We start from the raw sequence: 21,395 nt of genomic DNA, 5'->3' as shown, positions 1-21,395 counted from the left end.
ATGAGAGTACTAATGTTTGGTTGGGAGTTCCCACCTCATATTTCGGGAGGACTTGGCACTGCATGCTTTGGGCTCACAAGGGGTTTGGCAAAGCATGATGTTGATATGGCCTTTGTTGTACCCAAGGCCTTTGGCGACGAGGATCAGTCGGCTGTTCGGCTAGTGCCTGCAGAGGATATAGATGTTAGCCATATTTCTGTCGATTTGGAGGAGTTCTGGAAAAAGATTAGCTACCTAGAGGTGGGCTCTAATCTTGTTCCCTACGTTGGCCCCGAGGAGTTTCAACGGTTGATTTCGGAAACCGAACTCGACAGGATTGAGCAGCATGAAGATAGATCATGGCATAAGTTCAAGTTTTCGGGTAAGTATGGGAGGGATCTTATGAAAGAGGTTTCGCGGTATGCCATTATTGCCGGATCTATTGCTGCCAAAGAGAAATTCGACATAATCCATGCCCACGACTGGCTCACGTACCTCGCTGGCATTACGGCCAAAATGGTTTCGGGAAAACCCTTGGTTGTTCATATTCATGCCACCGAATTCGACCGCAGCGGCGAGAATGTTAACCAAGCCGTGTACGATATCGAGAAGCAGGGAATGGAAATGGCCGATATGGTGATTGCGGTTAGCCACCTCACCCGAAGCATAGTTATTAACCGATACGGGATACCCGAGGACAAGGTGGTAACCGTACACAATGCGGTCGATTTTACCGGGAACAATCATTGTGCTGGCGTAACCAAGAATGTTCCCGAAAAGGTGGTTACCTTTCTTGGAAGAATAACTTTTCAGAAAGGGCCCGACTATTTTGTAGAGGCTGCCAGCAAGGTTTTGCAACGATACGATAACGTACGATTTGTAATGGCAGGCAGCGGCGATATGATGAATCGAATGATTAGACGTGCTGCCGAGCTGGGGATTTCGCACAAGTTTCACTTTACTGGCTTTTTAAAGGGCACCGAGGTTAACACCATGTTCGCCATGAGCGATGTGTACGTTATGCCCTCGGTATCGGAGCCTTTTGGCATAAGCCCGCTCGAAGCCATGAAGAGCAACGTTCCCGTCATAATCTCCAAGCAATCGGGGGTGGCCGAGGTGCTCAAGCATGCCCTTAAGGTCGATTTTTGGGATATTGACGCCATGGCCGATAGCATTCATGGCCTACTGAACTACGAAGCCCTATCGACATACTTTAAGCGATACGGACAAGACGAGGTTAACAACCTCAAGTGGGAGAACGCAGCCCTTGAGGTGAAAAAAGTTTACGAAATGGTTCTTAATGGGCTATAGCACCAATTCCTTAGTAAAAAAATAAAACCCTATAGTAATGAAAACAATCTGCTTCTACTTTCAGGTTCACCAGCCCTTCAGGCTTCGCAAGTACCGTTTCTTCGATATTGGGCAGTACCACAACTATTTCGACGAGTTTGCCAACCGCTCCATCATGCGCAAGGTGGCCGAAAAATGCTACCTGCCCACCAACAACCTTATGCTTTCACTTATCAATGAGTATGGCAGCAAATTTAAGATTGCTTACTCCATATCGGGTACGGCCCTCGATCAGTTTGAAATGTATGCCCCCGACGTGCTTGAAACCTTTGTGAAGCTGGCACAAACAGGTAGCGTTGAGTTTATTGCCGAAACCTATTCACACTCCCTTTCTGCGCTTAAGTGTCGCGACGAATTTGAGAAGCAGGTTGTGGCGCAAACCCAGAAAGTTGAACAGCTCTTTGGGCAAAAGCCAACCACATTCCGAAACACGGAGCTAATATACTCCGATGAGATTGGCGCTATGGTAGCCGATATGGGCTTTAAGGCCATGCTAACCGAGGGCGCAAAGCATATCATGGGATGGAAAAGCCCAAATTACCTATACACCAATGCCATAAACCCAAAGCTAAGGCTGCTGCTCAAAAACTTTCAGATGAGCGACGATATCGCCTTCCGCTTCTCGAACCGTGGGTGGGAGGAGTGGCCACTCACCACTGAGAAATATGTGCACTGGCTCAACTCAATCGACAGCAAGGATGAGATAATCAACCTATTCATGGACTACGAAACCTTTGGCGAGCACCAGTGGGCCGAAACGGGAATCTTCGACTTCATGAAGGCGCTCCCAGGGCGTGTATTCTCCGACTCGAATTTCGAGTTCCTAACCCCTGCCGAGGCAGCCAAAAAGCACCAACCTATAGCACCGCTTCATGTGCCTTTCCCTATAAGCTGGGCCGATGAGGAGCGCGACCTAACCGCTTGGCTTGGCAACGAGATGCAGGATGAAGCCTTTGATAATCTTTACGATATCATGAACAGAGTTGCAAGCATTGACGATCCTGATATTCAACGCGACTGGAAATACCTGCAAACTAGTGACCACTTCTACTACATGTGCACCAAGTGGTTTAGCGATGGCGATGTACACAAGTATTTCAACCCATACGACACACCCTACGAAGCTTTCATCAACTTTATGAATGCACTAAGCGATTTTAAGCTTAGGCTCAACAACGCCCAAGAAACAGCAGAAACTTCTGGAGTGATAAACCCCAACGATATTGACACGCTGATAAAGGACTACGAGAAAAAGATTTTGGAGCTAAACAATCTCAAAAAACTATCGGCTACCGAGAGCAAGCCCAAAAAACCAAGAGCATCAAAAGCAAAAACCAGCCCCGCAAAGGGAGCAGCAAGAGCAAAAAGAGAGAAGAAGTAGTTTTTATTGATGTTTTAAACGCAATGAAACACCACCACTACGATGAAAGACAAACTATTACGCCCCGACTACCTATTTGAGGTGAGTTGGGAAATTTGCAATAAGGTGGGTGGAATTCACACGGTAATATCCACCAAGGCCCTAACTCTGGTGCAAGAGCACAAGAACAACTTGATTCTAATTGGCCCCGACGTATGGCGCGATACTGAAAAGAACCCCGAGTTTATTGAAGATCCGCAGCTATTCGCCTCATGGCGGAACAAGGCGTCCGAGGAGGGTCTTAGGGTTAGGATTGGCCGCTGGAATATTGAGGGCAAACCCGTTGTGGTGATTGTCGATTTCACCCAATTCTTCTCCAAAAAAGACGATATCTTCAGAGAGTTTTGGGAGGATTATAAGCTCGACTCAATAACCGGTCAGTGGGACTATATTGAGCCTGGCCTTTTTGGTTATGCTGCGGGAAAGGTAATAGAAAGTTTTACCAAGTTTCAACTTACCCAGAGGCACCGAATTGTTGCCCAGTTCCATGAGTGGATGACAGGCACAGGGTTGCTGTATCTAAAAAAACATCTGCCCCAGGCAGGTAACATATTCACTACCCACGCCACGGTTATGGGTCGATGCATAGCGGGCAACAACATCCCGCTGTACGGCAACCTCAGCAAGTACAACGCCGAGCAAAAGGCCATTGAGTTCAACGTGGTCTCGAAACAATCGCTCGAAAAAATTGCGGCTCTTGAGGCCGACTGCTACACCACCGTAAGCGACCTTACCGCCCGCGAGTGCGAACAGTTTCATGGCAAAAAGGTTGATGTGGTTACGCCCAATGGATTCGAGAATAGCTTCGTACCCCAGGGCGATGAGTTTAACCTACGCCGCATAGAGGCTAAGGTTAAGTTTTATGAGGTTGCCGAAGCCTTGCTGGCTCACGATGTGGCCAAGGATGCCCTTGTGGTGGGCATAAGCGGCCGGTACGAGTTTAAAAACAAGGGCATTGATGTATTTATTGATGCCATGGCCAAACTAAACAATTGCACGGACTTACAGCGCGAAGTATTGGCATTCATACTAATTCCTGGTGGTCATCATGGCCCCCGAAAGGATGTTTTCAAAAATATTCAGGAGAATGAGAATGTGGTGGTGCTTAGCAACACGCATATAACACACTACCTCAATGAACCCGAAACGGATCCTATTCTCAACAAGTTTAAGCATGCAGGCCTTTTTAACTCATCGAGCGACAAGGTAAAAATATTCTTCGTGCCCTGCTACCTTAATGGCAACGATGGCATTTTCAACCTTCCCTATTGGGATCTGCTAATAGGGATGGACATATCGGTGTTCCCATCGTACTACGAGCCGTGGGGATACACCCCGCTTGAAAGTTTGGCCTTTCATGTACCTACAATAACCACCACCCTTGCTGGGTTTGGACTATGGGTGAATACCTACTACTCAAAGGATCATCCGGGCATAAAGGTGATAGAAAGAACTGATGATAATGACAGCTTTGTGGTAGATGAAATATCTAAAACCATCTGTCACTATTCTACCCTTAATCTGGAAGGACAAGAAAACTACAGGAACAATGCTCTGGAGGTATCACGAATTGCACTTTGGGAGAGCCAGATTATCTATTACAAAGAGGCATACAACATTGCCCTGCAAAAGGTTGAGCAGCGAACACAGCAATTCATGGAGCTCGATCGCGAGGAGCAGCTGCCGCATATCGAGAAGAAGTACCATATTAACAAGCCCAACTGGGTGAGGTTGCTTATCCAAAAAAACATCCCCGAGAAGTTGGCAGCGCTTGATGAGCTATCGAAAAATCTATGGTGGTGCTGGAACCCCGATGCAACTAACCTGTTCGAATCCATAGATCCCGAGCTTTGGGATGAGTGCGAGCATAACCCAATTCAATTCCTCGACCAAATATCATTACACCAATACCTTGAGCTAGAGAAAGATGAAGCGTTTCTCGAGAAGCTGGCAAAAGTTCATAAGCATTTTAAGGAGTACATGGCCAAAAAGGTGGGACGCAAAGGGGCAAAAATTGCGTACCTAAGTATGGAGTATGGTCTCCATCACAGCCTAAAGCTCTACTCAGGTGGGCTTGGAGTACTTGCCGGCGATTACCTTAAGGAGGCTTCGGATCGAAATGTTCCCATCGTAGGGGTAGGCCTTTTTTACCGATACGGCTACTTCACTCAGCAGCTATCCTCCACTGGGCAGCAAGTGGCAGCATACGATCAGCAAAACTTTGCACAAACGCTAGCTAAGCCCGTGCGCAACCAAAATGGCAAGTGGCAAACCATTGGGGTGGCCTTCCCCGGACGCACTGTAAAAGCACGTATTTGGCGTGCCGATATTGGCCGCACGGAGCTATACCTACTCGACACCGACTTTGAGGATAACAATTATGAGGATAGAGCAATTACACATCACCTGTACGGTGGCGATTGGGAAAATCGCTTTAAGCAGGAGATGATTTTGGGTATTGGAGGCGTTAGGGCTCTCGAAAAAATTGGCATACACCCCAACATATACCACCTCAACGAGGGGCATGCTGCATTTGCTGGGCTTGAGAGGCTTCGAAGCAATATGATTGAGACAAAGCTTTCCTTTGCCGAATCGATGGAGTTGATAAGAGCATCGAGCCTATTCACTACCCACACGCCGGTTCCAGCGGGTCACGACTCATTCCCCGAGGATATGCTCAGAACGTATATGGCTCACTACCCCGAAAGGCTAGGTATAACCTGGGAGCAGTTTATGGATCTGGGTAAGCTAAACCCCGGCGACGAAACCGAACGATTCTCCATGAGCTATCTCGCGGCAAACCTTTCGCAGGAGGTGAACGGCGTGAGCTGGCTGCATGGCGAGGTTAGCCGTAAGATGTTTGCCAACCTATGGCCCGGCTATTTCCCCAGTGAGCTGCACTTAGGCTACGTTACCAATGGCGTTCACTACCCCACGTGGACATCGGCAGAAGTAAGGAAACTTATTGAGGAGAAAAACGATGAGCTAGGATTCGATAACACACCGCAATGGGACAAAATATATACCGTACCCGACGCCAAACTCTGGGAAATCAGAAACCTCCTACGTCGTAATCTTTTTGATCACTTACGAACCCGATTGGTTAATCCACATATTGTGAAGTACGAAAGCCCACGTAACGTGGTTGAGATACAGGAGAAGATGAGAGACGATGTGCTTACCATTGGGTTTGCACGCCGGTTTGCAACCTACAAAAGGGCACACCTACTAATCCGCGATTTGGAAAGGCTTAGCAGTATTGTGAACAACGAGGATATGCCCGTCCAGTTCCTGTTTGCAGGCAAAGCACACCCCAACGATAAGGCTGGTCAGGATCTAATCCGCCGACTGGTTGAGGTAAGCAAGATGCCTCAATTTGTTGGGAAGTTCATCTTCCTCCAAAACTACAACATGGAGCTGGCCAAGAAGATGGTTCAAGGTGTCGACATTTGGCTAAACACCCCTACCCGCCCGCTCGAGGCCTCAGGCACAAGCGGTATGAAAGCTGTTATGAACGGCAGCATGCACTTTAGCGTGCTCGACGGCTGGTGGGTTGAGGGTTATATTCCCGATACTGGTTGGGCATTGCCATTGGAGCAAACATATGCACAGCACGAATACCAAGATGAGCTGGATGCTGAGCTTATATATTCTATAATAGAGAACGAAATAGCCCCCAAGTTCTACAGCAGAAACGAGAATGATGTGCCAACGGAGTGGGTTGCATCAATCAAGAAGTCCATCGCCGAGGTGGCATCAAACTTCAGCTCCACCCGAATGATGATTGACTACGAGGACAGGTTCTACCACAAGCTTTACATTAGGCACAACAGGCTTATGGAGGAAGATTTTGAACTCGCCAAAAGGATGGCAGCATGGAAGCGAAAGATGACACGCAACTGGGAAAGTTTAGAGGTTATTACAGCCACCCAATTCGACACATCGCGACAAGCCATTGTTCTGGGGAAAGAGTACACCTCGGAAGTTGTGATTGATTTAGGCAGCCTGTCGCCAAACGAAATTGGGGTTGAAATGGTAATTGCTGAACTAGTAGAGAATGGCGATGTAACCATTAAGCACACCCAGGAGTTTGATCTTGAGAATGTGGAGGGGCAACGGGCCACATTTAAGCTTACATTTGTGCCAACGGATCCCGGAGTATTCGACTCGGGCATTAGAATTTACGCCAAGAACAACGACATGCCCCACCGTATGGACTTCACCCTAGTAAGGTGGATATAGCATATCCTAATTTTAACCCATGAAAGAAGCCGACAATATCGGCTTCTTTTGCTATTTTTGCACTACAGAAAGTGCCTATGATCATTTACCACGACATAAATGAGGTTAACATAAGCAGTCCAGTTGTAACCATCGGTTTTTTCGATGGGGTGCACCTGGGGCATTGCGCAATAATTGACGCCGTAAAACGCCAAGCCAATGCACACAACAGGCAAAGCCTCCTAATCACCTTTTGGCCACACCCTCGCAAGGTGCTCCACAACGACGACCAGAAGCTAAAGCTACTTAGCACACTGGAAGAGAAACAGCAGCTTTTATTTGCAAAGGGTATTGATGCTGTGCTTGTAATTGAGTTTACCACAGAATTTGCCAAAACCCCAGCCATTGCTTTTATTGAGGATTACCTAGTAAAAAACCTTAGACCCTCCGCTATCGTTTTGGGTTATAACCACGCATTTGGATATAAGGGACAGGGTAACTACAACCTGCTTAAACAGCATGAGAATCATTTCGGTTACCACGCTACCCAGGTTGCCCCTGTTAGCATCGATGGGGTAAATATTAGCTCCACTAAGATACGCGAAGCGCTAGACTTAGGTAACCTCGAACACGCCAATGCAATGCTTGGCAGGCATTACAGCATAACAGGAACAATTGAAGGAGGACAGCAGGTTGGCAGAGCCATAGGATTTCCCACAGCCAATATCAGCCCCTCCGAAACATTTAAACAGGTGCCAGCCAACGGAGTATATGCCGTTTGGGTACATTACGAGGGAACCTCGTATCCCGCCATGCTGAATATTGGCATCCGTCCAACCCTTGGCGATGGTCTTGAGCGAACCATTGAGGCACATATCATTGGGTTTAGCAAGAATATTTACAACGAAGAGATAACCGTAAGATTTGTTGAAAAGATTAGGGATGAACAAAAATTCGATTCCTTGGAATCGCTAAAGGAACAGCTAAAAGCCGACAAGGAGAACGCCGTTAAACTTCTGAACGCTCATAGCAACGCCTCGTAGCTCCATTTTTTTTGATTATCTTTGCAACCATTTAGGACACAATATTGTTTCAACTTTTTGCAAACAGAACAAACACAAAATTGGATGGTAATTACTGAGCTGAATAACCCTTCGGAATTGGACAGCAACCCCAAGCTAAAAGAAGCATATCTCCAATTCGAGAAACTGCTAGTTCAATTGCGCAAGAGAGACCTGCCCAACCCAATAGTATCATCTATTAATAATGATAATGAGGAGCTAAACACAGCATACTCTGGGGACAAATTGAGGAAAATGGTAATAAAGAAACAAGCAAAAATTATTGAGCTACTTGAGAAAGAGCTGAAACTAGTTACTATAAACCATTATCGTAATTATTGGATGGCACTAGGGCTTGCTGTATTTGGGCTTCCGCTTGGAGTTGTGTTTGGGGCTAGTTTCGGCAATATGGCTTTCATAGGCATAGGACTTCCAATTGGGTTGGTTATAGGAATGGCAGTTGGCACTGGAATGGACAAAAAAGCACTTGAAGAAGGAAGGCAGCTCGACCTGGAAATAAACCAATAAAAACTGAGGTTTTTAAGGTGAGGTTGGGCTTACCCCGCGCAATACATCACAATGAATTAAAACAAATAATTATGAACAAAACTATCACAGAAACACTTCCATACAAGGTGAAGGACATTTCGCTGGCCGACTGGGGCAGGAAAGAGATTAGCATTGCAGAAAAGGAGATGCCAGGGCTTATGGCCATCAGAAATAAGTATTCCGCCGAAAAACCTCTGAAGGGGGCAAGGGTTTCTGGCTCGCTACACATGACCATACAAACCGCCGTGCTAATTGAAACCCTAGTGGAGCTGGGTGCCGATGTGCGATGGGCAAGCTGCAACATATTCTCAACTCAAGATCACGCCGCTGCAGCAATTGCGGCTGCTGGTGTTCCCGTATTTGCATGGAAAGGCGAAACGCTGGAGGAGTACTGGTGGTGTACCAAACAAGCGCTATCATTCCCCGGCGATAAGGGGCCGCACCTAATTGTTGACGATGGCGGTGACGCAACCCTGCTAATCCATATGGGCTGCAAAGCAGAGGATGATCCCAGAACCATTGAGCGCGAAGGAGAAAGCATTGAGGAGAAAGAGATTCTTAAACTATTGAAGCAAACCCTAACCGAGGACAACCAAAAATGGCATAAGCTAGCCAAGGAGTGGAAAGGCGTATCGGAAGAGACCACCACAGGTGTTCATCGTCTATACCAGATGATGGAGCGCGGCGAGCTGCTAGTTCCAGCTATCAACGTGAACGATTCGGTGACCAAGAGCAAGTTCGACAACCTTTACGGCTGCCGCGAATCGCTTGCCGATGGCATTAAGCGCGCCACCGATGTAATGATTGCCGGCAAGGTGGTAGTTGTACTTGGCTACGGCGATGTGGGCAAGGGATGCGCCAAGAGCATGCGCGCATACGGAGCAAGGGTTATTGTAACCGAAATTGACCCCATCTGCGCCCTACAAGCTGCCATGGAAGGCTTTGAGATTAAGCCTATCGAAGAGGCTCTTGATGAGGGGAACATCTACGTTACATCAACCGGAAACCGCGACGTAATCACCCTTGAGCATCTACTGAAGATGAAGGATCAGGCCATTGTGTGCAATATTGGTCACTTCGACAACGAGATACAGGTTGAAAAGCTAAACAACGCCCCCGGCGTCCGCAAGGAAACCGTTAAGCCACAGGTCGACCAGTACTTCTTCGAGGATGGTCATTCCATCTTCATCCTGGCCGAAGGCCGTTTGGTAAACCTTGGCTGCGCCACTGGCCACCCAAGCTTCGTGATGAGCAATAGCTTTACCAACCAAACCCTTGCCCAGCTGGAGCTATGGCAAAAAGATTTGTCGGTTGATGTTTACCGACTACCAAAACACCTCGACGAAGAGGTAGCACGCCTGCACCTTGAGCAGCTTGGTGTTAAGCTAACCAAGCTAACCAAAGAGCAAGCCGACTACATTGGCGTTAAGGTTGAGGGGCCATACAAGCCCGAGCACTATAGATACTAATCGTATTAACTCAATATCAAAACGAGGTTGCCCAATTTTTACGGACAACCTCGTTTTCAAATTTAGTAGATTATGCAGAGCGATATTAAAGCAACACTCGATGTGCTCCGAAACGGAGGGCTAATCCTTTACCCCACCGACACCATCTGGGGCATAGGCTGCGACGCAACCAATGCAGATGCGGTGGAAAGATTATCGAACCTAAAGCAGCGGAAAAGCGGCAAAAACATGCTTGTGCTTATCGAGAATCCAAATATGCTTAATATATACCTCGAAGAGGTGCCCGAAATTGCATGGGACTTGATTGAGGTTGCCGACAAACCGCTAACCATAATCTATCCAAAAGCCAGAAACTTTGCTCCAAACCTTATTGCTGATGATGGCAGCATAGGTATTCGCGTGGTAAGGCACACCTTCTGCGAAAGGCTACTTCAGGCTTTCCGAAAGCCCATTGTATCCACCTCGGCAAATATCTCGGGGCACGCATTCCCGAAATCATTTGGTGACATCGCCCCTGAAATTATAGCAGGAGTCGATTTGGTTGTACCCCAAACCTACGAGGAAATCTTAAGTCCAATGCCATCGGGCATAATACAGCTTGGTCTGGGTGGCGAGGTAAAGGTTATTCGGGAGTAAAGAAATAAACACCAGAGACATTACCAAAAGCATAAAAATGAGCCACCAATACAATCACACGCACCCAATTCAAATAAGATTTAACGATATTGATATGCTGGGGCATACCACCAACTCGGTGTATATGCAGTACTTCGATTTGGGCAGAATGCATTACTTTAACGATGTGCTTAAGGAGCGAATGGACTGGCAGGACGAGGGTCTTATCCTGGTGAGTATCAATATAAACTACCTTGCTCAAACCAAGCTATACGACGAGCTGGAGGTTAGAACCAAGGTAACCAAGCTGGGCAACAAGAGCCTTGAGATGCATCAGCAGATATACAACAAGACAACGAATGAGGTGGCAGCCGAAGGAAAATCCACTATGGTAGGGTATAGCGGCAGTAAAGAGCAAAGCATAGCCGTGCCCACACGTTGGCGCGTGGCTTTTGCGAATTTCGAAAAGGATATCGATTTGTAGCTACAGGTCGGCAATTCCCTCGGGCAGTTCCATGACAATGGATCTGGAATCCTCGTCAATCTCAACAATCAGGTCGGGCGAGGCCGGTATAAGCAACTCGTTGCCCGATGCTGTTTGCAGCTCAAACACCAGGTTACCTGCATAATCCTGCAGCACCTCAATGGTACCCAGCTGAACCCCGCGACTGGTAATCACCACAAAGCCAACCAAATCGTCAAGAGTTAGCTCATCACTCGAGCTAGACGATTTTACCTCGGCCATAATCTTTAGGCCAACCAGTTCATCTGCTTGCTGGATTGTATCTATTTCATCGAGAATAATAAGCGATGAGTTTGCCCCCTTCATCCGAAGAGATTGTATAAAAAAAGGAATCGGTATTCCGTCGATTACGAGGAATACCGATTCAAGATTGTGGTCTTCAGGATAAAAGTCGTTGGACCAGCTAACCTGAAGTTCGCCGTTTACTCCGTGAGTTTTTTGTATTTTACCAATCTCAGTAAGGTGAGGTTGATTCATACGGGATATCCCTACTCTTGAGGAGTTTCTGTTTCCGCTTCAGCATCTGCTGCAGCCTCGGGCTGCGCTTCGGCCTCTTCAGCAGGTGCTTCATCAGCTGCTTCCTCGGCGGCAGCGCCTGCCTCTTTAGCAGCTAGCTCTGCTTGCTTCTTAGCGATTTCTTGAGCACGAGCCTCACGAATTTTGGCCTCAGCCTCCATACGCTTAGCGGTATCGTCCTGTTCGCCTTTGGCGAGACGATCCTTCTTGGCTTGAACTTTCGCTTCTTTCTCCTTTACCCAAGCCTCGAATTTCTCCTCAACTTGCTCAGGGGTTAAAGCTCCTTTCTTAATACCATCGATTAGGTGCTTCTTCATCATAACACCCTTGTACGATAGGATAGCCCTTGTTGTATCGGTAGGTTGAGCGCCTTTCTGCAGCCAATCCAATGCCCTATCAAAGTTTAATTCAATAGTAGCAGGATCAGTTGTGGGATTGTACGAACCAATCCTCTCAATGAATCTGCCATCCCGTGGCGCCCTGCTATCCGCCACCACTATGTGATAGAAAGGTGCTCTCTTTCTACCGTGGCGGCTAAGTCTGATTTTTACAGGCATACTTAAACGCTTTTTTAGTTTAACCTACATTAATTTTGCGGGGCAAAGGTAATAGTTTTTTGTTAACTATCAGCAAGTTTTAAATGGCAAAACAAAATTTAATGCCGAGCTGATTATTTATACTCACGGGGTGAATATCTGCTAAGCAAATTATTGAGGTTCTCGCTTTCTCCATATTCGTGGATTTCGGCTATGGTGAAATAGTGCAAAAACAATAATCACCGACTTGTTGATAGTATAGAAAACTGAGTAGGGGAACCCATTAACAATGGCTCTTCTAATATTACATTTAACTTCGGGGAACTGGAATGGATTTACCTCAATGCTATGTATGGTATGCTTAATTTCTTGCACTAATTCTGAGCCAAGATTTTTCTTTTGATCGTTATACCAGTCCCGAGCATCTAGAATATCCTGTTCAGCAAAGGGGTTAATAATCAAATTGTGGCCAGCCATACACACCAATTTACTTACAGCATTTTCTCGAACTCCTCCCAACTTTTACCATCCGTTGGGTTCTTTGTAACGTAGCTGTACCTTCTGTCTAACTCCCTATCCTGCTCCTTAGTTATGCTGGTGGAATCCTCTGTAATATGGAGAAAATCGTAATCCTTAGCCAATGCTTTTAGCATATTAATTATGCTCATTGCCTGTGGGCTGGTATCGGATATTTTAATTGTATAGGCCATAGCAAGTTGACTTTTTACAAAGTTACATAATTTTTACTGCCAATTCAACTTATGCAAATAGTGAATTGTGTAGGACTTCTCAAAAAGGTTTGGCAAATTATGCGTGATATAGGCAGTTAACCTTTTGCTTTTACTGGCAACCCTGGTAGTTACAACCATACGCATTAACGATTCCAAGACCGGCAAAAAGCAGCCGGACGCTGGAATGTTAGGGTGTTCAGTACAAAACCTGAAATCCTCGTCTATAAAGGACGAGGCAAGCTGTCCGACGCTTCCTGTCGGTCATTCCAACGTTTTGTAACAGTTACCACATATTACCACTCACGGGGTGACTATCAAATTAGGTATTAAAACTTTCAGTCCGGGCGCGTCTTAAAGTCGCACTCGGACTATCATACAATTACAACAAAACAATTATCTTTGAACAACCTTGGCGTGCAGGAGATGGTGGAGACGGATGGGGGGGGTGGCTCATGGCTACAGTTACTAAAAGAACTTGCAAAGTTAATAGGCCTATCTGAGGCGTATGACCATATTAAGGTACTTGCTTCAGCAGCTTGGGAACATCAAATGAGTGGATACGGGTACAACGGTAGCCTTTCAGGTTTTGGCCTCCGATGATTAACATTGCCCCTGAATTATTTAGCAGGGGCAATTATATTTGATCTCGCATGCATTTTGAAAATGGTTTTTTACACCGAATTGAAAGCAAACTTACTAGGCTAAATGTGCTAGGGTTTATAAAATATACCTTAGCTCTAACTTTGGCTGTAGGCCTTATCTTTAGCATTATTAGCGTTGTTCTGCATTATACTGTTACCGAAAGCAACCTAATGGAGCGTGATCCCAAGTCTAGCTTTATTGAACTATTTGCAATTTCCGTGGTATTGGCACCAATTGTTGAAACATTCATATTTCAGCATATTCCCTACTTTCTATATAAAAAGGGTGTTATTTTTGTTCCAAGCCTAAATGGTTGCTAATTTTTTCTGCTTTAATTTTTGGAGCAATACATTTTTACAGCTCATTGTATATAGTGGCAACGTTCTTCTCGGGGTTAGTATATATGGTAGGCTATATATCACGAGCCAATATCAGCACTAAGCATGCTTACTGGATTATCGTAGCAGTTCATGCACTAAACAACCTCTTAATAATTGGATTGCATAGCCTAGCAGATCTAATACCAAGCAGTTAGTGGGCAATTGCCCGGGGAGTTGTTTCGTCCGGGCGCGTCTAAAAGTCGCACTCGCACTCAATCACCCCGTAAGGATATAAATAAACTACCTAAACCGCTTCTCCAGCTCATCAACCCCTAGAATGGTGATTGTGGGCTTGCCATCGGGCGAGAGGTTGGGCTGCTGGCAGGCAAAGAGTTTATCTACCAGATCCTGCATCTCGATTGGCTCCAACGACCTATTGTAGGGAATAGAGCCTGCTTTAGCCAACGACAAGACCAACCGATGGTGCATATCCTCGCTTTGCCCACCGGTATTCTCTTTAAAAGCAGACAAAAAGCCATTGACAAGCTGCTCGGCACTACTAACCTTAACACTAGCGGGTAGCGCATTCACGGCAATAGTATTTTGACCCAAGAAACTAACCACTACACCCAGCGCCGTAAGATCATCGATTACGCTATGGAGCAAAGCAAAATCACCTGCACTTAGCTCGATGGTCTGAGGAAAAAGTTCCTGCTGTGAGCCGACAGAGCCAGATGATAAATTTTTTAGGTACTTCTCGTAAAGGATTCGCTCGTGGGCCCGCTTCTGGTCAATCACCATTAGCCCCGATTTTACCGAGGTTAGAATAAATCGATTTTTAACCTGAAAGAATCGTTCTGAGGGTTTAGGAACCTTGGGCTCACTCTCAACCTGATTGAAAAGGATGGGCGATTGCGGCTCTGGCTGCTCCTCAAATCCCTTACCCTGCTCCTGCTGAAACAAGTCTTGCCATCCCCTGGCCGAAGGCCTGTGTGGTCTAGAGGTTTGCTGCGACGACGAGCGGCTAACGTAATCGCGATCGAATGGGTTATAGTCGGGATTAACAGCAATTTCGGGAGGGCTAACCGGCGCGCTGGGCGGGAAAAATGGTATATCAACCACCATCTCGGTATCAAAATCGATTGATGGGACAATGGCAAACTTCCCCATAGCCTCACGCACCGACGCATTGAGTATCTGCCAGATCATCCTTTCATCCTCAAACTTTATCTCTGTTTTGGTAGGATGAATATTCACATCAATGGAACTGGGGTCGGTTTTCAGGAAAATAAAGTAAGGGGGAATACTATCGGTGGGGATAAGCTTCTCGTAGGCCCTCATGACCGCCTTGTGCAGGTAGGGGTTCTTCATGTACCTATTATTCACAAAAAAGAATTGCTCCCCTGGGCTCTTTTTGGCGCTATCGGGTTTACCAATAAAGCCTGAAATCTCAATTACAGATGTTTGTGTGCTAATATCGATTAAATGCTGCCCCAGGTTCTTTCCCATTAGCTGGGATATCCGCTGCTTCACGTTACCAGCGGACAGCTTATACACATCGGCACCATTGTGCGATAGCGAGAACGCCACGGAAGGATTGGCCAACGAAACCCTTTGAAACTCGCTGATGATATGCTTTAGCTCTAGCGAAGAGCTTTTCAGAAACTTTCTGCGGGCGGGTACATTAAAAAACAAATTCTTTACGCAAATGGATGTTCCTGCCGGACACGATGTAGCCTCATGCTCCACCACCTCCGAGCCCGAAATCCTAATGCTTGTTCCTACGGCGCTATCATGAAGGCGGGTTTTCATCTCAACCTCGGCCACAGCGGCAATAGAGGCCATTGCCTCACCACGGAAACCCATAGTTTGAATGGCAAACAAATCGTGGGCCTGCCGAATTTTGGATGTGGCATGCCGCTCGAAGCAAAGCCTAGCATCGGTCTCGGACATCCCGCACCCATCATCAATTATTTGGATAAGCGCCTTGCCCCCATCACGAATTACCACCTGCACGCTTTGCGCTCCCGCATCGATAGAATTCTCCATCAGCTCCTTAACAACGGATGCAGGGCGCTGAACCACCTCACCGGCGGCAATTTGGTTGGCAACCGAATCGGGTAAAAGTTGTATTACATCGGGCATAAAAAAGCTATAGGTATAAAAGGTAGTATGCCAAAAGGCAAAGTATAATAAAAATGACAAATAACCTTAGGCCCGAACCTCGATTAGCCCTCCCTTTTATCTTCTGCTCGTACTGCCTCCGCATTTGCCCACGGATAAGAGAGACCCTAGGTGCATCCTCATCGGCCTCACCCATTTCCTGCTTAATCTGTCGTTCACGCTCCTTGAGGGCCTCTTTACGGGCATCGTAATACTGGGGCGTATAATCGAACCGCTTGGGTTTTGGGGTTTTAAAAAAGGTGATCATTCCCATAGTAGTACATTTAAAATTGTTAGTTGTTAAGAAACGTCGAGATTAGGTAGAGCGTATCACCCCTTCGCTAGACTCACTTTACCCTTTCGGGATTATTCCTTATAAAATCGCTCCAGCTTGAGGCACGTTTCCCATCCACATCGAATTTTTGCTGATAGAAGTGACATACCGCAGCTGCCAGGCCATCGGTGGCATCGAGCGTTTTGGCATCGAACTCTTTAGTCTTTAGTATGCTTTGAAGCATGATGGCAACCTGTTCCTTCGATGCATTGCCCTGCCCCGTTATGGCAAGCTTAATTTTACGGGGGGCGTACTCAAAAATTGGCACCGACCGCGATAGGGCTGCAGCCATAGCCACCCCCTGTGCCCGTCCCAACTTGAGCATACTCTGCACATTCTTACCAAAGAAGGGTGCTTCAATGGCCACATCGTCGGGCAGGTACTCATCAACCAGCTGCTGCACCCGCTCGTAAATAGCTTTAAGTTTGATGTAGTGATCCTTGTACTTCTTCAGCTCAATAACACCCAGAACCACCAGTTCTACCTTATTCTTACCGCTAGCTTTTACTACTCCATAGCCCAAAACCGATGTGCCGGGGTCAATTCCTAATATTATACGTTCTGCTGGCTGGTTCACTTTACTCATAAATCGATGTTACCGGCAAAGATAACAAATTGTGAGCGAAATGGCAGAGTGCTCCACAAACCAACCTAGAGAATAAGCTACCAAGCGCCTATCTCGCTGCGAATGCCCTTTTGAACAGGGTAAAACATTTGGCTGGCAGCGGAATAGCTTTGTTTTGCTGCTCCTCCAGTAATAAAGTCCATTGCAGCAGCAAGGCTAGCCTCACTCAAGTCGCCAAACGGATAGCTAACCCCATCGTTAGCAGGAATATCCACAGGGATTCCATCGTAATAATCGCCCTCGTTATTGGCATTCAAAATCTTAAAGCAGATGGGTACAAAAGCCCAATCAAATGACTCGGAGGTAAAGATGTACATCCCCACGGGCTTGCCATATGTATCTTGCCCAACCAAAGTCACTTCCATATATGGAAATAAACCGTTAATAAGCAACTCGCTAGCCGAGGCAGAGTTGCCTGTTGTGATAAACACAATCCTGCTTAGGTCAAGAGAATTGGACTTCTGCGACATTAAGATATTCTCGTTTCGAACCGATTTTTTATCGTTGTGCACATAGCGCCCTAACACTTCATTGTTAGCATTTGCCCCTGCAATAAGGTTGGCCAAATGTACTGCAGTTTGCACGCTACCACCACCATTGTATCGCAAATCGACAATAAGTTCGCTTACTCCTTGGGTCAAAAATTCATCAAAAACACCATCCAGCTCATTAATGGTTGGGCCAATAAAACCCTTTAGCACAAAGTAGCCTACCTTTCCTGTACTAGTTTCGTAAATCGAGTCCATTAGTACGGTATTCATCACCACCTCTCGCTTGGCCACATTAGCCACCACCTCGTTGCCGTCAGGGTCAATCAAAGTGAAGGTAGCGCTTTCCAGTGCGAGCAACGTGTTGGCATTGGAAGGTGTAACCACAGAATTGTTGATTTTACTTATTCTCCATCCACGGTCTACACCGTAAGCAGCCAGTGGAGAATCCTTAAAAACAAAGGTTATCCAAAGGTTATCGTCTCTATCGAACCCCATCCCAATTCCGTACCCTTTAAATTCTCCCTGATTGTAGTATGCATCAATCTCCTGCTTGGTACTTATGTAACTCCACCTGTCCAGCTCCTTATACCTTAGTGCCTCGAGCAACTCAACGGGTGAAGGGTAATTCTTGTAATCAACCGAAGGTAACTTATCGTACCATAGGTAGTAATCGTCCATAACCAGAACCAGCTGCTCATTGGCTAGGATGTTCTGATCAACCTCAGGATCGTCCTTTTTACAACTTGATACGCAAAGGGCTGCAAAAAGTATTGCAATAAGGGTAACTCTGGTATTCATAATAGTATTTATTTAAGTTCTTTTACTTCTACTCAGCTGTTGAAACAATATGCTACCCACAATAACAAGCAAACCCACGATGGTTGTCCAGTATATCTGCTCGCCCACAAAAAAGTGAATAAACACCAAGCTTACAAACGGCACAAGGTAGATAATATTGCTCAGTTTTGCCTTGCTTTCGGCCATAGATAAAGCTTTTAGCCACAGCACAAATGTAATGCCCATTTCGAATGACCCAACGTACAAAGAGCCAAAAATTCCCATTAAATTTATGCTCCAAAAATCGCTAAAGAACAAGCCAGCAGCAAATGAGTAAATTGTGGCAAACAGAAAGTTGAAAAATAAGCGGACAACAGGGTCGAGCTTGGAGTTGCGTAAATTTAGTATCCAGTATAAAGCCCATATAAACGAGCTGGAAAGGGCTAGCATAACACCCAAAGGACTCTTGATCTCAATGCTAGATATATTACCCTCGGACGAAATAAGGATAACGCCACCAAAGCTAATTAGTAAGGCAAAAACACCCTTGGCAGTAATCTTCTCGCCCAGAAGCGGCACCGAAAGTAGCACTAGAATTAAAGGCCATATAAAATTTAGCGGTTGAGCTACCTGAGCAGGAAGCAACTCATAGGCTCTGAGCAGGATGAAATAGTAGCCAAATGGGTTAAGTAAACCTAAATACAGCGAAGGGATTATCTCTAACCGCGATGTCTTGGTCATTAACCTATACTTGCCACTAAAAAGCATTATTGCTAGTAGCAGCAGAGTTGAAAACAGCGAGGACCAGGCCAAAAGCTGCACAAACGAGAAATGGTTGAGTGTAAACTTAAACGCCGATGCTGCCGTTCCCCAAAAAAGGATGGTTAGACCGGCAAAGATATAGGAGAGTTTTTTAGTATTCATATTGAGCTTTGGGCATATTTGTTATAACCAACAAATATAACAAACCGACTCATCTTAGGTTTTACAAAAACCCAAAAAGAGTCGGTTAGACTAAAATATTTTGCTTTAGCTAGATTCTTTCGAATCCGCAGAAGGGCTGAAGTACCTTGGGGATATTTATTCCACTCTCATCCTGATAATTTTCGAGCAGCGCAGCCAAAATACGAGGCAATGCCAACGAGCTACCATTAAGGGTATGGGCTAGCAAATTCCGCTTTTCGCCCTCTTCGCGGTAGCGAAGCTTTAGCCTGTTTGCCTGAAAAGACTCGAAGTTGGAAACGGAGCTTACCTCAAGCCACTTCTCCTGTGCTGCGGAGTAAACCTCAAAATCGTAGGTTAGCGCCGATGTGAAGCTCATATCGCCACCGCAAAGGCGAACTATTCGGTAGGGTAATTCCAACTTCTTAAGAATCCCCTCAACGTGTGCCACCATCTCATCGAGGCTTTGGTACGATTTGTCGGGATGCTGTACCTGAACAATCTCCACCTTATCGAACTGATGCAAGCGGTTTAAGCCGCGAACGTCTTTTCCGTACGAGCCTGCCTCGCGACGGAAGCAAGGGGTGTATGCTGTAAGCTTTATTGGAAAATCAGAAGCATTTAGAATTACATCCCTAAAGATGTTAGTTACCGGCACCTCGGCAGTGGGTATAAGGTAAAAATTATCGGCCACAGCATGGTACATCTGCCCATCCTTATCGGGTAGCTGGCCAGTGCCATAGGCCGAATCCTCATTCACCATTAGGGGTGGCATAAACTCGCGGTAGCCAGCGGCAATATTCTCCTCCAAGAAAAAGTTTATTAGCGCGCGTTGCAGCTTTGCGCCTTTACCTTTATACACGGGGAATCCGCTTCCGGTTATTTTCACACCTAGTTCAAAATCGATGATATCAAAATCCTTGGCTAGTTCCCAGTGGGGTTTGGCGTTTTTATGGAGTGACGGAACCGATCCTCCCGCTCGAACCTCTACATTATCGTCAGCCGTTTTCCCATGGGGAACCGAGGGGTGTGGCAAATTTGGAATCTTAACCAAGGTATCGGCTAATTCCTTCTCCACCTCGACCATATGTTGCGATAGCTGCTTTGACTCCTCCTTTAGGCTCGATACCCTTTGCTTGGCAGTCTCGGCATCACCAGCCTTGCCCTGCTTAAACATAATGCCAATCTCCTTCGACAGGGCATTTTGTTCAGCCAGCATTGCATCGAGTTTACCTTGAAGCGATTTACGTTCGCCATCAAGGTCAATTACCTTCTCAACAAACTCCTTTGCATCAAAGTTTTTAGTAAGGAGACGGGCAATCACCTCCTCCTTGTTTTCGTGGATTTGTTTAAGCGTAAGCATATTGGTAGGTATTATTAAAGAAAAATCCCCTGAACTTACACATTTCAGGTAAGCTGCAGGAGATTTTTATACTGTAAGTATGCAAAAAACTAGCTTTCTGCTGGAATAACTGAAACGTACGATTTGTTCTCAGCCTTTTTGCGGAACGCAACGGTTCCATCAACTAGTGCAAACAAAGTGTGATCTTTACCCATACCCACGTTCTGACCTGGGTTATGCTTGGTGCCTCTCTGGCGAACGATAATATTACCAGCTTTGCATACCTGACCACCGAAAAGTTTTACACCTAATCGTTTGCTTTCGGATTCGCGTCCGTTATTGGAACTACCCGCCCCTTTCTTATGTGCCATTTTCTAAATCTTTTATACGGTTATGCTACAATTTCTCCAATTTGGATTTGGGTGAACTGCTGCCTGTGGCCGTTCTTCACCTTGTAACCCTTACGTCTTTTCTTTTTGAAAACAATAACTTTGTCACCCTTAACGTGATCGAGAACCTTGGCGGTTACCTTGGCATTCTCAACGGTTGGGGCTCCAATGGTTACTTTGCCTTCATTATCAACAAGTAGAACCTTGTCGAAATTCATCTCGGTGCCTTCCTCAGCCTCAAGGCGATGAACAAAGATCTTCTGATCTTTCTGCACCTTAAATTGCTGTCCTGCAATATCTACAATAGCGTACATTATATTTGAATGTTTATAGTGTTCAACACTTTTTGGGCTTGCAAAAGTAGAAAAGATAATTTGAATAACAAAAATTTATGAGAATA

23 protein-coding genes are annotated in these 21,395 nt (G+C 46.0%); 11 read left to right on the top strand and 12 right to left on the bottom strand.

Annotated elements, in window-relative coordinates; all coding sequences use genetic code 11:
• From G8O23_RS04210 to G8O23_RS04175, 8 genes are all read left to right on the top strand, one after another.
• Nucleotides 1-1,290, top strand: coding sequence for a glycosyltransferase family 4 protein (locus G8O23_RS04210; RefSeq protein ID WP_235942246.1), 1,290 nt, complete (start codon nucleotides 1-3; stop codon nucleotides 1,288-1,290).
• 37 nt (nucleotides 1,291-1,327) lie between these two features.
• Nucleotides 1,328-2,710 (top strand): glycoside hydrolase family 57 protein, encoded by a 1,383-nt coding sequence (locus G8O23_RS04205; protein WP_166362097.1) that lies wholly within the window; start codon nucleotides 1,328-1,330, stop codon nucleotides 2,708-2,710.
• A gap of 42 nt (nucleotides 2,711-2,752) precedes the next feature.
• Nucleotides 2,753-6,991, top strand: a complete 4,239-nt coding sequence (glgP, locus tag G8O23_RS04200; protein WP_166362095.1) for an alpha-glucan family phosphorylase — start codon at nucleotides 2,753-2,755, stop codon at nucleotides 6,989-6,991.
• A 77-nt stretch (nucleotides 6,992-7,068) separates the two neighbouring features.
• Complete coding sequence (locus tag G8O23_RS04195) at nucleotides 7,069-8,013, top strand: bifunctional riboflavin kinase/FAD synthetase (RefSeq protein ID WP_166362093.1); 945 nt, start codon at nucleotides 7,069-7,071, stop codon at nucleotides 8,011-8,013.
• Nucleotides 8,014-8,097: 84 nt separating this feature from the next.
• Nucleotides 8,098-8,559, top strand: a complete 462-nt coding sequence (locus G8O23_RS04190) for a hypothetical protein (RefSeq protein ID WP_166362091.1) — start codon at nucleotides 8,098-8,100, stop codon at nucleotides 8,557-8,559.
• A gap of 71 nt (nucleotides 8,560-8,630) precedes the next feature.
• Nucleotides 8,631-10,049, top strand: a complete 1,419-nt coding sequence (gene ahcY, locus G8O23_RS04185) for an adenosylhomocysteinase (RefSeq protein WP_166362089.1) — start codon at nucleotides 8,631-8,633, stop codon at nucleotides 10,047-10,049.
• 72 nt (nucleotides 10,050-10,121) lie between these two features.
• Entirely contained in the window at nucleotides 10,122-10,685 is a 564-nt protein-coding gene (locus tag G8O23_RS04180; RefSeq protein ID WP_166362087.1) for an L-threonylcarbamoyladenylate synthase, read from the top strand.
• 37 nt (nucleotides 10,686-10,722) lie between these two features.
• The gene (locus G8O23_RS04175; RefSeq protein WP_166362085.1) at nucleotides 10,723-11,148 is read left to right on the top strand and encodes an acyl-CoA thioesterase; all 426 of its coding nucleotides are present in this window, start codon (nucleotides 10,723-10,725) and stop codon (nucleotides 11,146-11,148) included.
• On the opposite strand, the gene rimM is transcribed toward G8O23_RS04175, so the two are convergent.
• The 4 genes from rimM to G8O23_RS04155 all read right to left on the bottom strand — a co-directional run bounded on the left by rimM (nucleotide 11,149) and on the right by G8O23_RS04155 (nucleotide 12,949).
• On the bottom strand, nucleotides 11,149-11,664 hold the full coding sequence (rimM, locus tag G8O23_RS04170; protein WP_166362083.1) for a ribosome maturation factor RimM: 516 nt from the start codon (nucleotides 11,662-11,664) through the stop codon (nucleotides 11,149-11,151).
• Nucleotides 11,665-11,675: 11 nt separating this feature from the next.
• The gene (locus G8O23_RS04165) at nucleotides 11,676-12,260 is read right to left on the bottom strand and encodes a 30S ribosomal protein S16 (RefSeq protein WP_166362080.1); all 585 of its coding nucleotides are present in this window, start codon (nucleotides 12,258-12,260) and stop codon (nucleotides 11,676-11,678) included.
• A 150-nt stretch (nucleotides 12,261-12,410) separates the two neighbouring features.
• Entirely contained in the window at nucleotides 12,411-12,716 is a 306-nt protein-coding gene (locus tag G8O23_RS04160) for a type II toxin-antitoxin system RelE/ParE family toxin (protein WP_166362078.1), read from the bottom strand.
• A gap of 14 nt (nucleotides 12,717-12,730) precedes the next feature.
• Nucleotides 12,731-12,949, bottom strand: coding sequence for an addiction module protein (locus tag G8O23_RS04155; protein WP_166362076.1), 219 nt, complete (start codon nucleotides 12,947-12,949; stop codon nucleotides 12,731-12,733).
• A gap of 420 nt (nucleotides 12,950-13,369) precedes the next feature.
• On the opposite strand from G8O23_RS04155, the gene G8O23_RS04150 reads away from it, so the two are divergent.
• Genes G8O23_RS04150 through G8O23_RS17685 form a run of 3 tightly spaced genes read left to right on the top strand, consistent with a single transcriptional unit; the run spans nucleotide 13,370 to nucleotide 14,147 of the window.
• Nucleotides 13,370-13,570, top strand: a complete 201-nt coding sequence (locus tag G8O23_RS04150; protein WP_166362074.1) for a hypothetical protein — start codon at nucleotides 13,370-13,372, stop codon at nucleotides 13,568-13,570.
• Between the two features lie 50 nt (nucleotides 13,571-13,620).
• Nucleotides 13,621-13,932: a hypothetical protein gene (locus tag G8O23_RS04145; protein ID WP_166362072.1), complete on the top strand. Its 312-nt coding sequence runs from the start codon at nucleotides 13,621-13,623 to the stop codon at nucleotides 13,930-13,932.
• A complete protein-coding gene (locus G8O23_RS17685) occupies nucleotides 13,926-14,147 on the top strand; it encodes a hypothetical protein (protein WP_166362070.1) in 222 nt (73 codons plus the stop codon). Before G8O23_RS04145 ends, G8O23_RS17685 begins: the two co-directional genes overlap by 7 nt.
• Nucleotides 14,148-14,232: 85 nt before the next feature.
• On the opposite strand, the gene mutL is transcribed toward G8O23_RS17685, so the two are convergent.
• The 8 genes from mutL to rplU form a co-directional block, all read right to left on the bottom strand.
• Entirely contained in the window at nucleotides 14,233-16,077 is a 1,845-nt protein-coding gene (gene mutL / locus G8O23_RS04135; RefSeq protein WP_166362068.1) for a DNA mismatch repair endonuclease MutL, read from the bottom strand.
• Nucleotides 16,078-16,084: 7 nt separating this feature from the next.
• Nucleotides 16,085-16,363, bottom strand: a complete 279-nt coding sequence (locus G8O23_RS04130; protein WP_166362066.1) for a hypothetical protein — start codon at nucleotides 16,361-16,363, stop codon at nucleotides 16,085-16,087.
• Between the two features lie 79 nt (nucleotides 16,364-16,442).
• Nucleotides 16,443-17,006 carry a crossover junction endodeoxyribonuclease RuvC gene (gene ruvC, locus G8O23_RS04125; RefSeq protein WP_317168990.1) on the bottom strand — a complete coding sequence of 188 codons (564 nt, stop codon included), beginning with the start codon at nucleotides 17,004-17,006 and terminating at the stop codon, nucleotides 16,443-16,445.
• A gap of 86 nt (nucleotides 17,007-17,092) precedes the next feature.
• Nucleotides 17,093-18,343 carry a S41 family peptidase gene (locus G8O23_RS04120; RefSeq protein ID WP_166362062.1) on the bottom strand — a complete coding sequence of 417 codons (1,251 nt, stop codon included), beginning with the start codon at nucleotides 18,341-18,343 and terminating at the stop codon, nucleotides 17,093-17,095.
• A 12-nt stretch (nucleotides 18,344-18,355) separates the two neighbouring features.
• Complete coding sequence (locus G8O23_RS04115) at nucleotides 18,356-19,246, bottom strand: DMT family transporter (RefSeq protein ID WP_166362060.1); 891 nt, start codon at nucleotides 19,244-19,246, stop codon at nucleotides 18,356-18,358.
• A 109-nt stretch (nucleotides 19,247-19,355) separates the two neighbouring features.
• On the bottom strand, nucleotides 19,356-20,627 hold the full coding sequence (gene serS, locus G8O23_RS04110) for a serine--tRNA ligase (protein ID WP_166362058.1): 1,272 nt from the start codon (nucleotides 20,625-20,627) through the stop codon (nucleotides 19,356-19,358).
• 89 nt (nucleotides 20,628-20,716) lie between these two features.
• Nucleotides 20,717-20,977 (bottom strand): 50S ribosomal protein L27, encoded by a 261-nt coding sequence (rpmA, locus tag G8O23_RS04105; RefSeq protein ID WP_166362056.1) that lies wholly within the window; start codon nucleotides 20,975-20,977, stop codon nucleotides 20,717-20,719.
• A gap of 20 nt (nucleotides 20,978-20,997) precedes the next feature.
• Complete coding sequence (rplU, locus tag G8O23_RS04100; RefSeq protein WP_166362054.1) at nucleotides 20,998-21,309, bottom strand: 50S ribosomal protein L21; 312 nt, start codon at nucleotides 21,307-21,309, stop codon at nucleotides 20,998-21,000.
• Nucleotides 21,310-21,395 lie beyond the last annotated feature (86 nt).

Source organism: Perlabentimonas gracilis (assembly GCF_011174675.1).
Taxonomy (GTDB): domain Bacteria; phylum Bacteroidota; class Bacteroidia; order Bacteroidales; family Tenuifilaceae; genus Perlabentimonas; species Perlabentimonas gracilis.
This window is presented reverse-complemented; position numbering and strand designations above follow the sequence as displayed.

Excerpts from the sequence above, each read along its gene's own strand:
- G8O23_RS04210 (WP_235942246.1), top strand. The coding sequence starts at position 1 with ATGAGAGTACTAATGTTTGGTTGGGAGTTCCCACCTCATATTTCGGGA.
- G8O23_RS04205 (WP_166362097.1), top strand. The coding sequence starts at position 1,328 with ATGAAAACAATCTGCTTCTACTTTCAGGTTCACCAGCCCTTCAGGCTT.
- glgP (WP_166362095.1), top strand. The coding sequence starts at position 2,753 with ATGAAAGACAAACTATTACGCCCCGACTACCTATTTGAGGTGAGTTGG.
- G8O23_RS04195 (WP_166362093.1), top strand. The coding sequence starts at position 7,069 with ATGATCATTTACCACGACATAAATGAGGTTAACATAAGCAGTCCAGTT.
- G8O23_RS04190 (WP_166362091.1), top strand. The coding sequence starts at position 8,098 with ATGGTAATTACTGAGCTGAATAACCCTTCGGAATTGGACAGCAACCCC.
- ahcY (WP_166362089.1), top strand. The coding sequence starts at position 8,631 with ATGAACAAAACTATCACAGAAACACTTCCATACAAGGTGAAGGACATT.
- G8O23_RS04180 (WP_166362087.1), top strand. The coding sequence starts at position 10,122 with ATGCAGAGCGATATTAAAGCAACACTCGATGTGCTCCGAAACGGAGGG.
- G8O23_RS04175 (WP_166362085.1), top strand. The coding sequence starts at position 10,723 with ATGAGCCACCAATACAATCACACGCACCCAATTCAAATAAGATTTAAC.
- rimM (WP_166362083.1), bottom strand. The coding sequence starts at position 11,664 with ATGAATCAACCTCACCTTACTGAGATTGGTAAAATACAAAAAACTCAC.
- G8O23_RS04165 (WP_166362080.1), bottom strand. The coding sequence starts at position 12,260 with ATGCCTGTAAAAATCAGACTTAGCCGCCACGGTAGAAAGAGAGCACCT.
- G8O23_RS04160 (WP_166362078.1), bottom strand. The coding sequence starts at position 12,716 with ATGGCTGGCCACAATTTGATTATTAACCCCTTTGCTGAACAGGATATT.
- G8O23_RS04155 (WP_166362076.1), bottom strand. The coding sequence starts at position 12,949 with ATGGCCTATACAATTAAAATATCCGATACCAGCCCACAGGCAATGAGC.
- G8O23_RS04145 (WP_166362072.1), top strand. The coding sequence starts at position 13,621 with ATGCATTTTGAAAATGGTTTTTTACACCGAATTGAAAGCAAACTTACT.
- mutL (WP_166362068.1), bottom strand. The coding sequence starts at position 16,077 with ATGCCCGATGTAATACAACTTTTACCCGATTCGGTTGCCAACCAAATT.
- G8O23_RS04130 (WP_166362066.1), bottom strand. The coding sequence starts at position 16,363 with ATGATCACCTTTTTTAAAACCCCAAAACCCAAGCGGTTCGATTATACG.
- G8O23_RS04120 (WP_166362062.1), bottom strand. The coding sequence starts at position 18,343 with ATGAATACCAGAGTTACCCTTATTGCAATACTTTTTGCAGCCCTTTGC.
- G8O23_RS04115 (WP_166362060.1), bottom strand. The coding sequence starts at position 19,246 with ATGAATACTAAAAAACTCTCCTATATCTTTGCCGGTCTAACCATCCTT.
- serS (WP_166362058.1), bottom strand. The coding sequence starts at position 20,627 with ATGCTTACGCTTAAACAAATCCACGAAAACAAGGAGGAGGTGATTGCC.
- rpmA (WP_166362056.1), bottom strand. The coding sequence starts at position 20,977 with ATGGCACATAAGAAAGGGGCGGGTAGTTCCAATAACGGACGCGAATCC.
- rplU (WP_166362054.1), bottom strand. The coding sequence starts at position 21,309 with ATGTACGCTATTGTAGATATTGCAGGACAGCAATTTAAGGTGCAGAAA.